At 70.7% G+C, this 12,241-nt stretch carries 10 protein-coding genes; 5 read left to right on the top strand and 5 right to left on the bottom strand.

The window, feature by feature from the left end:
• Nucleotide 1: 1 nt before the first annotated feature.
• Nucleotides 2-1,564, bottom strand: a complete 1,563-nt coding sequence (locus G6045_RS03620) for a class I adenylate-forming enzyme family protein (protein ID WP_165330293.1) — start codon at nt 1,562-1,564, stop codon at nt 2-4.
• A gap of 217 nt (nt 1,565-1,781) precedes the next feature.
• Here G6045_RS03620 and G6045_RS03625 point away from each other — a divergent pair, with 217 nt between their 5' ends.
• Entirely contained in the window at nt 1,782-2,708 is a 927-nt protein-coding gene (locus tag G6045_RS03625) for a D-alanyl-D-alanine carboxypeptidase family protein (RefSeq protein WP_165330294.1), read from the top strand.
• 3 nt (nt 2,709-2,711) lie between these two features.
• Here the strand turns inward: G6045_RS03625 and G6045_RS03630 are convergent, their stop codons facing one another.
• Entirely contained in the window at nt 2,712-3,251 is a 540-nt protein-coding gene (locus G6045_RS03630; RefSeq protein WP_165330295.1) for a hypothetical protein, read from the bottom strand.
• 298 nt (nt 3,252-3,549) lie between these two features.
• Between G6045_RS03630 and tdh the strand changes: the two genes are divergently transcribed.
• The 3 genes from tdh to G6045_RS03645 all read left to right on the top strand — a co-directional run bounded on the left by tdh (nt 3,550) and on the right by G6045_RS03645 (nt 6,803).
• Entirely contained in the window at nt 3,550-4,578 is a 1,029-nt protein-coding gene (gene tdh, locus G6045_RS03635; RefSeq protein WP_165330296.1) for an L-threonine 3-dehydrogenase, read from the top strand.
• An 80-nt stretch (nt 4,579-4,658) separates the two neighbouring features.
• A complete protein-coding gene (locus G6045_RS03640) occupies nt 4,659-5,867 on the top strand; it encodes a glycine C-acetyltransferase (protein WP_165330297.1) in 1,209 nt (402 codons plus the stop codon).
• A gap of 21 nt (nt 5,868-5,888) precedes the next feature.
• Entirely contained in the window at nt 5,889-6,803 is a 915-nt protein-coding gene (locus G6045_RS03645; protein WP_165330298.1) for a LysR family transcriptional regulator, read from the top strand.
• On the opposite strand, the gene G6045_RS03650 is transcribed toward G6045_RS03645, so the two are convergent.
• The 3 genes from G6045_RS03650 to G6045_RS03660 form a co-directional block, all read right to left on the bottom strand.
• Nucleotides 6,793-7,269, bottom strand: coding sequence for a hypothetical protein (locus tag G6045_RS03650; RefSeq protein WP_165330299.1), 477 nt, complete (start codon nt 7,267-7,269; stop codon nt 6,793-6,795). The genes G6045_RS03645 and G6045_RS03650 overlap by 11 nt on opposite strands.
• Nucleotides 7,270-7,580: 311 nt before the next feature.
• Nucleotides 7,581-8,717 (bottom strand): oxygenase MpaB family protein, encoded by a 1,137-nt coding sequence (locus G6045_RS03655; protein ID WP_165330300.1) that lies wholly within the window; start codon nt 8,715-8,717, stop codon nt 7,581-7,583.
• A gap of 49 nt (nt 8,718-8,766) precedes the next feature.
• On the bottom strand, nt 8,767-9,711 hold the full coding sequence (locus G6045_RS03660) for a nucleoside hydrolase (protein ID WP_165330301.1): 945 nt from the start codon (nt 9,709-9,711) through the stop codon (nt 8,767-8,769).
• 193 nt (nt 9,712-9,904) lie between these two features.
• Here G6045_RS03660 and G6045_RS03665 point away from each other — a divergent pair, with 193 nt between their 5' ends.
• On the top strand, nt 9,905-11,857 hold the full coding sequence (locus G6045_RS03665) for a M13 family metallopeptidase (protein WP_165330302.1): 1,953 nt from the start codon (nt 9,905-9,907) through the stop codon (nt 11,855-11,857).
• The last annotated feature ends 384 nt before the right edge of the window (nt 11,858-12,241 follow it).

Consider the following 12,241-nt stretch of genomic DNA (forward strand, 5'->3'; position numbering starts at 1 on the left):
GCTACTCGCGGGCCCGTGCCCGCAGGGCCTTTCGGTCGAGCTTGCCGACGCTGGTGACCGGCAGCCGGTCCAGGATGTGGATCTCCCGCGGGTACTTGTGCGCGGCGAGCTGTTCCTTCCCGTACGCGATCAACTCCTCGCTCCCGCACGGCTGATCCGGATGCAGCGCCACGAAGGCGACGACCTCCTCGCCGAGGCGCTGGTCCGGTCGGCCGACCACACCGGCCGAGGCGACGGCGGGGTGGTTGAGGAGGGCGTCCTCGACGTCGCGGGGGAACACGTTGAAGCCGCCGCGCAGGATGAGGTCCTTCTTGCGGTCGATCAGGTGGAGGGCGCCGTCCTCGTCGAACCGGCCGATGTCGCCGGTGTGCAGCCAGCCGCCCTCGAGGGTCAGCGCGGTGAGGTCGGGTGCGTTCCAGTAGCCGGCCATGACGCCGTGCGCGCGGACGCAGATCTCGCCCTCCGAACCCGGCGGCACTACCTGGTCCTTGTCGTCACGGATCTCGATCTCGTATCCGGGAATCGCCGTGCCCACGGAGCCGGGGCGGTTGCTGCCGGGCCGGTTGGTGGAGATGACGGAGCCCGACTCCGTGCAGCCGTATCCCTCGAGGATCTCGCTGCTCGGGACGGCGCGCTGCCAGGCGGCCCGGGTGTCCGGTGCGAGGGGTGCGGCGCCGCTGCTGACGTAGCGCATCTCGGAGAGGTCGGCCTCGGCGAGCGGCTGCTCGAGCAGCATCTGGATCATGCTGGGGACGAGGGTGGTGCGCTGCACGCGGTGCTCGACGGCGAGCTCGAGCCACTGCGCCGGGTCGAACCAGCGCTGCAGTACGGCCAGTTGCGGCTCCACCGCATGCCAGCCGATCAGCGTCACGATCAGTCCGTACGCATGCGACAGCGGCAGGGGCATCAGGGTGCGGGTGATGCCGTCGGTGAGGCCCTCCACGCGGGACGCGGTGAACGCGGCGGACGAGCAGGCGTGCAGATTGCGGTGGCTGAGCATGACGCCCTTGGCCCGTCCGGTGGTGCCGCCCGTGTACATCAGCGCCGCCAGATCGGCCCCACCGCGCGGCACGACGTCTGAGGGTGCGGCGGTTTCCACGTCCGCGTACGGGGTGATCGTAACGGTGGGCGGCAGCTCGGGTGCGCCCGGCGGCAGTTCGTCGACCACGATGACCTGGCTGAGGCCGGGGGCGTGCGGCGCGGCCGCCGCGACCGAGGCCATCAGATCGGCCGTGGTGACCAGGAAGCGGGCACCTGAGTCGGTCAGGATGTGCGCCAGTTCCACCGGGCTCACCAGGAACATCACCGGGGTGACCACCGCGCCCGCCCGCCAGATCGCCTGGTAAGTGATCGACACCTCCGGGCAGTTGGCCATCAGTACGGCCACACGGTCGCCGGGCCGGACCCCGAGCTCCGCGAGTCCCCCGCCCGCCCGGGTGGCGCGCTGGAACAGCTCTCCGGAGCGGTGCCGCCGGCCGCCGTAGACCAGCGACTCGTGGTCCCCGAGTCGTTCGTACGCGGATTCGGCGAGCCGTGCGAGGTGGTCGGCCTGGTCGAGCGGCATCGGGGGCACCTGCCTTGTCGTGGGCGGCGGGCGGGACGGACCGAGCGCGAGCGTTCGCCGGGAGTATGGCGCCGGGACGCGGCCGCGGCAATGGGTGCGGCATGCACTCACCGACCGGTGTGCACGGGCCCAACGGCAACACGCCCGGCCGGCGCGGAGAACCTCCGGTCGGACCACTCCGACTGCGCCCGATGATCATCAGACCTACCTTGGCTGAATGAGCGTCAGATCCCGGTTCAGGCCCGCCCTTTGCACCCTGCTCGCCCTCGCGGCGGGCTTCACCCCGGCACTGCCCGCACATGCCTCGGACACCGATCGCGTCCAGGGCCCGCCCCCGCTCCCCCGGCACCTCTCGGCGCGCGCCTGGGTAGTGGCGGACGCGGGCACCGGGCAGGTGCTCGCCGCCCGTCGGCCGCATCAGCGGCTCGCGCCCGCGAGCACGCTCAAGACCCTGTTCGCCCTCACGGTGCTGCCGCGGTTCGACAGCCGGATGCGGCACCGGGTGACGGCGAAGGAGCTCGCGGGGATCGGCGCGGGCAGCAGCCGGGTCGGAGTGCGGATCGGCGGGACGTACCGGGTCGAGGACTTGTGGCGCGGCACCTTCCTCAAGTCGGGCAACGACGCCGTGCGGGTGCTCGCCCGGATGAACGGCGGCTGGTGGCACACCGCCCGGAAGATGAACGCCAAGGCCCGGGCGCTCGGCGCCCGCAACACCCATGTGGTCTCCCCCGACGGGTACGACGCCCGCGGGCAGTTCTCCTCCGCGTACGACCTGACGCTGTTCGGCCGTGAGGGACTGCGCAACCGGGACTTCGCCTACTACTGCCGCAGTGCCTACGGCTACTTCCCGACCCCGCGGGGCTGGGTGCGCATCGACAACACGAACCGGCTGCTCGCCGGCTCGCACGGGGTGCGGCGGTATCCGGGCGTGATCGGCATCAAGAACGGCTACACCACGCAGGGCGGCAACACGCTGATCGCGGCCGCCCGGCGCGGCGGCCGGACCATCATCGTGACCGTGCTCAACCCGCAGTCCGGAGCGCGCAACGGCGTGTACCACGAGGCCCGGGCCCTGCTGGACTGGGGATTCGCCGCGCGCGGCCGGGTCAAGCCGGCCGGCTGGCTGCCGAAGTCCGGGGGCTGAGCGTCAGGCGCGCCCTTCGCCCCGCCGGCGTGCCCAGTACAGCGAGGCGCCGATCGCGCCGGCCACCAGGGCACCGCCGAGGCCGAGCTGGATCAGGTCGGACTGGTCGAAGGTGCCGCCCGAGCCGGCCTTCACGCCCTTGTGGATGGGCGGCTGCGTGCCCTGGTGCGTGGGCCAGATCGTGCCGCCGTCGTCGGCGATCTTCACGGTGACCTTCTTGGTCTGGCTCTTGCAGGTGAAGGTGACCTCGTACTCGGCGGCGGGCTTGGCGTCGTCGAAGATCCAGGCCGTCCCCGACTTGCCCTCGTTGAGCTCGACGACATCGAAGATGCCGGCCTCGGCCTTGACCGTCGGTTCCTGACAGCCGGACGAGGTGAGCGTCACCGTGCCGCCGGGCTTGACCGTGGTCGGCGAGACGGACACCTGCCAGCCCCAGTTCCCCCAGTCGTCCGCGGCCGCCGCCGGTGTCGCGCCCAGCGCGAGCACACAGCCGCTCGCCAGGATCGCCGCCGCCGTCTGACGCCTCGGTGCCACCGCGCGCATCAGAACCACTCCCGTCCTTTATGTCCCTGTTTGCCGTCTCCTTTGGCGACCCTAGGGGCAGCGTCCGCAGTACACCGCTCGGGTGGGCCCGGACGGCGTAGGGATACGCCCAGTTGACGGGCCGTCGGGCCCGGCCGCGTACGGAATCGGAGCAGGCCGCGTACGGAATCCGAATCTGCTTGCGCCAGATGAAGCACTCCTGCGGGGTGGCTTAAGAAATCGTTGATGGACTCCGCCCGCACCGCGGGGCAGATTGATGAGTGGCTCGGCATGATCACGAACTCAGGAGGCTCCCCCGGTGAAGGCACTCGTCAAGGACAAGGCGGAGCCCGGACTGTGGATGCGGGAGGTGCCCGAGCCGGTGATCGGCCCCGGCGAGGTCCTCATCAAGGTGCTGCGCACCGGGATCTGCGGCACCGACCTGCACATCCGCAACTGGGACGGCTGGGCCCAGCAGACCATCACGACGCCGCTGGTCGTCGGGCATGAGTTCGTCGGCGAGGTCGTCGAGACCGGGCGCGACGTCGAGGACATCAACGCCGGCGACCGGGTGAGCGGCGAGGGCCATCTGGTGTGCGGCAAGTGCCGCAACTGTCTGGCCGGGCGCCGGCACCTGTGCCGCGCCACGGTCGGGCTCGGTGTCGGCCGCGACGGCGCGTTCGCCGAGTACGTGGCGCTGCCCGCGTCCAACGTGTGGGTGCACCGCGTGCCCGTCGACCTCGACATCGCCGCGATCTTCGACCCGTTCGGCAACGCCGTGCACACCGCGCTGTCCTTCCCACTGGTCGGCGAGGACGTGCTGATCACCGGTGCGGGCCCGATCGGTCTGATGGCCGCCGCCGTCGCCCAGCACGCCGGCGCCCGCAACGTGGTCATCACCGACGTCAGCGAGGAGCGCCTCGAGCTCGCCCGCAAGGTCGGTGTGAGTCTCGCCCTCAACGTCGCCGAATCCTCCATCGCCGACGGCCAGCGCACCCTCGGTCTGCGCGAGGGCTTCGACGTCGGCCTGGAGATGTCCGGCAACCCGCGGGCCATGCGCGACATGGTCGCCAACATGACGCACGGCGGAAAGATCGCCATGCTCGGGCTGCCCGCCGAGGAGTTCGCGGTCGACTGGGCGCGGATCGTCACCTCGATGATCACCATCAAGGGCATCTACGGGCGCGAGATGTTCGAGACCTGGTACGCGATGTCCGTCCTCCTGGAGCGCGGCCTCGACCTCGCCCCGGTGATCACCGGCCGCTACTCGCACCGTGACTTCGAGGCGGCCTTCGACGACGCGGCGTCCGGCCGCGGCGGCAAGGTCATCCTCGACTGGACCGCCTGACCGGACCGTCGGCCGGCCTTGCCGGCCGCCGTCCCTCCTGCCTTCTTCCGAACGCCGCGACCCCCGAGAAGGAACCCCTCATGTTCGACTCCGTACGCGCACAGCTGCAGCAGACCCTCGACGAGATCGAGGCGGCGGGTCTGCACAAGCCCGAGCGCGTGATCGGCACCCCGCAGTCCGCCACCGTGGATGTCACGGCCGGCGGCCGCCCCGGTGAGGTCCTCAACTTCTGTGCGAACAACTACCTCGGTCTCGCCGACCACCCCGAGGTCGTCGCCGCCGCCCACGAGGCCCTCGACCGCTGGGGCTACGGCATGGCCTCGGTGCGCTTCATCTGCGGGACGCAGGAGGTGCACAAGGAGCTCGAGGCGCGGCTCTCGTCGTTCCTCGGCCAGGAGGACACGATCCTCTACTCCTCCTGCTTCGACGCCAACGGCGGTGTCTTCGAGACGGTGCTCGGCCCCGAGGACGCGGTGATCTCCGACGCCCTCAACCACGCCTCGATCATCGACGGCATCCGCCTGTGCAAGGCCAAGCGCTTCCGCTACGCCAACCGCGACATGGCCGACCTGGAGCACCAGCTCAAGGAGGCCGCGGCGGCCGGTGCGCGGCGCAAGCTGATCGTCACCGACGGCGTGTTCTCGATGGACGGCTATGTCGCGCCGCTGCAGGAGATCTGCGACCTCGCCGATCAGTACAACGCCATGGTGATGGTCGACGACTCGCACGCGGTGGGCTTCGTCGGCGCCGGCGGCCGCGGTACGCCCGAGCTGCACGGGGTGATGGACCGCGTCGACATCATCACGGGCACGCTCGGCAAGGCCCTCGGCGGCGCATCCGGCGGTTACGTGGCCGCCCGCGCCGAGATCGTGGCGCTGCTGCGTCAGCGCTCGCGCCCGTACCTCTTCTCCAACAGCCTCGCCCCGGTGATCGCCGCCGCGTCGCTCAAGGTCCTCGACCTCCTGGAGTCGGCTGGTGATCTGCGCGAGCAGCTCAGCGCGAACACCGCGCTGTTCCGCTCGCGGATGACCGAGGAGGGCTTCGAGATCCTGCCCGGCGACCACGCCATCGCGCCCGTGATGATCGGCGACGCGGCGAAGGCGGCGCGCATGGCGGAGCTGCTGCTCGAGCACGGCGTCTACGTGATCGCCTTCTCCTACCCGGTGGTGCCGCAGGGCGCGGCCCGTATCCGCGTACAGCTGTCGGCGGCGCACTCGACCGCGGATGTGAACCGTGCGGTGGACGCCTTCGTCGCCGCCCGTGCGGCCCTGGCGGAATCCGCGCGGTAAATCCTTGGCAGAATCGGCGGTGTGATCGACGCACGCCGGCTCCGCACGCTGCAGGCCGTGGCAGACCACCAGACGGTGACTGCCGCGGCCGCGGCGCTTTATCTGACCCCTTCCGCCGTCTCCCAGCAGATCGCCGCGCTGGAGCAGGAGTTGGGGCACAAGGTCCTGGAACGGGACAAAAGAGGCATGCGCGTGACGGGCGTGGGCCAGATCCTGCTGCGCCACGCCAGCCAGGTGCTCGCCGAGCTGGAACGGGCCGAGGCCGAGGTCGCCGCGTACACCTCGGGCGACGCCGGCGAGGTCACGATCGCCGCCTTCGCGACCGGTATCGCGGTCGTCCTCGCCCCCGCGATCACCGACCTGAGCAGCGCTCATCCCGGGCTGCGGATCCAGGTCCGGGACGCGGAGGGCGACGCGAGCCTGCCGATGGTGCTCGACGGACGCGCCGACATCGCGGTCGCGGTCGAGTACCGGGGCGCCCCGAGCGCGGACGACCGCCTCACCCGTATCCCGCTGTACGCCGAACCCTTCGACGCGGTGCTCCCGCTCGGCCACCCGCTCGCCGCCGCCGAGACCGTCGCGGTCTCCGCACTCGCCGACGAGCCGTGGATCGGCCCGTACCCCGGCAACCCCTGCCATGACGTGATGGTGCTCGCCTGCGAGTACGCGGGGTTCAAGCCCCGGCTCGAGCACTCGTCGGACGACTTCCGCGCGGTGGTCGCGCTGGCCGCGGCGGGCGCGGGCGTGGCCTTGGTGCCACGTTCGGCACTGCGCGACACCGACCTCTCGCATACGGCGGTACGGCCCGTCGACGACGTGGTCGCCACACGCAGGGTGTTCGCGGCGGTACGGCGGGGCGCGGAGGGCCATCCGCTGCTGCGGCCGGTGCTCGATGCGCTGCAGCGTGCCGCGGGGGCGATCCCGCCTAGCGCGTGACCGGCGTTCGGATACGGTCGATGGCCCGCAGGATCTCGTCGCGGTTGCCCGCCTTCGTGACCCAGCGCGGCAGCCGCGCGACGACGGTCATCTTCGCGCCCGTGTCGTACCAGGGAGCGCGCTCGCGCAAAGTGGCGGCCACGAACTCCCGTATCAGCGTGAGGTGTTCGCGGTTGTACGCCCAGAGGTGACCGTGGCGGGTCCGGATCTGCAGCCACAGGGGCAGCCCGAACCACGGGTCGACCGGTACCCCGTGGGCGAACGCCAGCACGTTGCCCTTCGTGGTGCGGGTGAGACCGCAGTGCGCGCAGGTCAGGCGGCGGGTGGACCACCACCATGTGTCCGGCGAGATCCGCGCGATCCGCGCAGGGCCGTCGCATCCCGGGCAGCGCACCAGAACCACGCCCACGAGGTAGTCGTAGGGCTTCGTCCGCGGATCGCGGAAGCGGCGGGGAGGCGGGGTCATCGCGCCAGTATCCGGCGCCCCGGCCCCTGCGTCACCGGATTTCCCGCCACCCCACCTGGACCTCCGGTCGAGTGATCCCTGACCCTCGACCTCACGTCGAGGGTCAGGGGGTGCTGTCTCACGTTGGGGGCAGGAAGCCCTGCCTCACGCCGTCACCCGCTCCGCACGGAACGTGAAGTCCCGCAGGACCAGCGCCGTCTCCATGGCGCACAGGCCCACACCGAGGGCGACATGGGCCGCGAGAGAGCTCTGCAGACCCAGCACGGTCTGGGTGAAGGTGGCCAGCAGGCGGCAGGGACGAGCCCGGCCGCTTACGCCAGGTTCGCCTCGTACGTGGTCGGGGTGTCCGGCGCCGCCAGGATCTCCTCGATCGCCGCGCGGTGGTTGCGCTGCAGGGCCGACCACTCCTCGGGCAGTTGGCGTGCCAGACGGCGGCTCTCCGCTGTGCCGAGGATCAACACCGGCAGGAGCGGGCTGAGTTCACTGGGGGTGATGCCCAGGGCGTCCGCCCTCGCGTCGCCCTGGATGAGACGGGCGAACGCGCGGATCAGCGAGCCGGTCAGGACCGGGTCGCCGAAGACCGGCGTGAGCTGCTGGATGGCGGCGCCCTGCAGTGCCTCCAGGAACGGCTTGGTGTCGGGGTCCAGTCCGTCGTCGGTCATCGCGATCAGGTCGGCGAGCTCCGCGGCCTGGTCATGGCCGGTGATATCGCCGTAGAACGCGTCGTCGATCCCGAGAAGGCGGCCCTGGTGCTGCCAGCGCCGGTAGACGTCGGCGAGCTCCTCGTCGGTGAAGTCGTAGCCCATCGCGGTCAGCGCGCGGTACGAGACCAGGGTGAAGTCGAGCCAGGTGCGCACCAGCTCGACCTGGCTGATCGGGGCTCCCCAGGTGTCCTCGTCCCAGCCCTGACCGCGCACCACGGCCCGCACCTGCGCATGCAGCAGCCGCACCATCACCGTGGCGACATAGCCGCCCGCTCCGCGCTCCAGGCCGCCCGGCAGGATCGCCTGGAGCAGCCACTTGCCCGTCTCGTCGAGCCGCCGCTTGGCCATGGAGGTCAGCCGCCCGGTGCGCCTGAGCACCGCGGCGATGACGGGCGAGGTGTACGTGTTCACCAGCGCGCCCTGGCCCAGCGCGATGTTGTGGGCGAACGGCGGCACGGTGAGCGCGACGTACGCGCCGCGGTCGATGTCGTACGGGGACGAGACCGACTCGACGTCGGCGAGCAGCGCGGCGACGGCAGGCGGTGGGGCCTCGAGGCTGTCCAGACCGTCGCGCAGGCCCGCGAGCAGGGTCCGGCGGGCGCTCGGACCCAGGTCCGCGAGTTCGGCGACGACCGCGTCCGCGAGCGGATCGCCGGTGCGCAGCGCCACGCCCAACTGCTCTGCCTGCTCGGGGTACTTGAGCTTGATCTCGGCCGCGTCGCCGCGGCGCGTGGGCCAGGTCATGTCGTAAGCCTGCAAGATGTCGCGAGCGCGCCACAACGCAAGGAATCAGTCATGCCGTATCCCGGCCAAGGACACGTACGGAGTCGACGATCAGGTCCCAGAAGCGGTCCGCGTCGACCACGGTGGCGACCTCCGCGTTGGGTGCGCGGCCGGTGACTCCGTGCAGGTCGACGACGGTGGCGCCGCGGGTGTGGGTGCCGGTGAGTTCGATGGCGACGGACGCCGGGACGAGGGTGATGAGGTCCGGGTCGATGAGGTGGGCGACGGTCAGCGGGTCGTGCAGCGGCGCTCCGGGGAGGCCGAAAACCTCCCGGTAGCGGTCGGCGAAGAAGCCGAGCATCTGCGTGCAGATGCCGGCGAGGGGCGTGCCGAGCGCGTCGAAGCGGGCGATGACGTCTTCGGTGGCGAGCACCTGATGGCTGGCGTTGAGGCCGAGCATCGTCACGGGCAGCCCGCTGGAGAAGACGAGGTCGGCGGCCTCGGGATCGCAGTGGATGTTGAACTCGGCGGCGGGGGTGGTGTTCCCGCGCCCGGTGGAGCCGCCCATCAGGACGATCCGCTCGATACGCCCGGCGAGATCCGGATACGCGAGCAGCAGGGCGGCGATGTTGGTGAGCGGTCCGGTGGGCACCAGCGTGACGGGCCGCGGGTGGGCCAGGAGAGTGTCGCGGATCAGGGTCAGGGCGTCGCGCGGGTCGAGCGGCACGGTCGGGTCCTTGAAGCCGGGACCGTCGAGTCCGGACTCGCCGTGGATCGACGCGGCCACCCGGACCGGGCCGTGCAGGGGGCGGTCCCGGCCCGCCGCGATCGGCACGCCCTCGATGCCGGCGACGGTGCAGACGCGGCGCGCGTTGAGCGTGGTCTTCTCCAGCGTCTGGTTGCCGGCGACGGTGGTGATGGCGAGCAGGTCGATCGCGGGGTGGGCGGCGGCCAGCAGGATGTTGAACGCGTCGTCGTGGCCGGGGTCGCAGTCCAAGATCACGGGGATGCCCATACGGGTGCCCTCACTGTCGTCGGGAAGTCGGCGGAGTCGGCGGACTCGAGGTCAGCGTCCCGGGGAGTGGGGTGTCGGCTCAAGAGGGCGTCCCCTGGAGCAGGGTGTCGGCTCAAGAGGGCGTACCCGCCGCACAGGACACCGGACCCCCGGCGCCCTCCAACCGCGCCGCCACCTCGCATAGGCTGCACGGATGAGCATTCTGGACGATGCCCAGGCGGGCATGAACCCCGAGATCCGACCGCAGGACGACCTGTTCGGCCACGTCAACGGCGTCTGGCTGGACACCGAGAAGATCCCCGACGACAGGTCGAGCTGGGGTCCTTTCGTACAGCTCGTGGACGTCGCCGAGCAGCAGGTCAAGGAGATCATTCAGGAGCTGGCCGAGCAGGGCGGCGAGGCCGCCGACGCCCGCCGGATCGCCGCCCTCTACGCCTCCTTCATGGACGAGGAGACCATCGCCGCCAAGGGGCTCGCCCCCGCGCGGCCGCTGCTCGACGAGGTGGCCGCGATCTCGGACACGCGGGAGCTCGCCGCGTTCCTCGGACGGTTCGAGCGCGTCGGCGGGTCCGGCCTGTTCGGGGCGTACGTCGACTCCGATGACAAGAACTCCGACCGGTACCTGTTCAACATTCTTCAGGGCGGGCTCGGCCTGCCCGACGAGTCGTACTACCGCGACGAGAAGTTCGCGGAGATCCGCGAGAAGTACGTCGGCTACCTCACCGAGCTGCTGACCCTCGCCGGCCATGAGACGCCCGCCGACTCCGCGGCCGCGATCCTGGCCCTGGAGACGAAGCTCGCCGCCGGGCACTGGGAGCGCGCGGAGACCCGCGACGTCCAGAAGACGTACAACCTCACCACGCTCGACGAACTGGTCGCGCTCGCCCCGGAGTTCGACTGGCGCGGCTACATCACCGGACTCGGCGGCAGCGACAAGACGATCGCCGAGACCTGTGTACGCCAGCCGTCTTACCTCAGCCATCTGTCGGGGCTGCTCGGCGAGGTGCCGATCGAGCAGTGGCGGGACTGGACGCTGGCCCGGGTCCTTCGCGCGTGCTCGCCGTATCTGACCGACGCGTTCGTGAACAACAACTTCGAGTTCTACGGCCGCACCCTGAATGGCACGCCCGAGCTGCGGGCCCGCTGGAAGCGCGGGGTGTCCTTCGTGGAGGGCGCGGTCGGCGAGGCCGTCGGCAAGGAGTACGTGGCGCGGCACTTCCCGCCGTCGTCCAAGGCGAAGATGGACGACCTGGTCGCCAACCTCCTGGAGGCCTACCGGCAGTCCATCAGCCGGCTCGACTGGATGACGGACGAGACCAAGGAGCGGGCGTACGAGAAGCTCGCCACGTTCCGGCCCAAGATCGGCTACCCGGACAAGTTCCGCGACTACTCCGAGCTCGAGGTCTCCGCGGACGACCTTCTGGGCAACGCCCAGGCGGCCGCGGCCTTCGAGTCGGACCGGCAGATCGGCAAGATCGGCTCTCCGGTGGACCGCGACGAGTGGTTCATGCTGCCGCAGACGGTGAACGCGTACTACAACCCGGGCACCAACGAGATCTGCTTCCCCGCGGGCATCCTGCAGAAGCCGTTCTTCTCCCCCGACGCCGACCCCGCCGAGAACTACGGCGGCATCGGCTCGGTCATCGGCCATGAGATCGGCCACGGCTTCGACGACCAGGGCGCGCAGTACGACGGCGCGGGCAACCTCAACGACTGGTGGACGGCGGACGACAAGAGCGCCTTCGAGACCAAGTCGCAGGCGCTGGTGAAGCAGTACAACGGGTTCTCGCCGCGCAATCTGCCGGGCGAGTTCGTCAACGGCCAGCTGACCGTGGGCGAGAACATCGGCGACCTGGGCGGTCTGACCATCGGCCACACCGCGTATCTGATCGCGCTCGGCGGCCAGGCGGTCCCGGAGAACGGTGGACTGACCGGTTCGCAGCGGCTGTTCATGAACTGGGCGTTCTGCTGGCGCACCAAGCGCCGCAAGGAGCAGGAGCAGCAGTACCTGACCATCGACCCGCACTCGCCGCCGGAGTTCCGCGCCAACATCGTGCGCAACCTGGACGAGTTCCACGAGGCGTTCGGCACGGCCGAGGGCGACGGCCTGTGGCTGGATCCGGCGGACCGCGTACGGATCTGGTGAAGTCCTGTTGTCGGTCGTAGGGCCCCGTCCCGCCACCTCGACGCCATGCGGCGCGGGGCGGGGCCTTTCGGCTGCGCGGCGGCGGCACGGACGGTTGCCCACGAACGGCACCGACGGCTGCCCGCAGCGTCACGGATCGCCGTACGGATTCAGCTACGTCTCGCCAACCCTTGGGGAGTTCGTGACTCCTCCCTCTCATGAATGAGGGGGCTTCTCGCTATGCCGGTCGGCGTCGCGACGGACCAGCCCGGCCCGTAGATTCCTAATGCGGTCTGTCAAGCCGCGAGGACGGTCGGTGGTGTGAGTTCGTAGCACCGTCCATCGCGCAGGAGGGCCCAGAGGACGTTCACTCGGCGTCGGGCGAGAGCGAGGACGGCCTGGGTG

The organism is Streptomyces mesophilus (assembly GCF_011044995.1).
Lineage (GTDB): Bacteria > Actinomycetota > Actinomycetes > Streptomycetales > Streptomycetaceae > Streptomyces > Streptomyces mesophilus.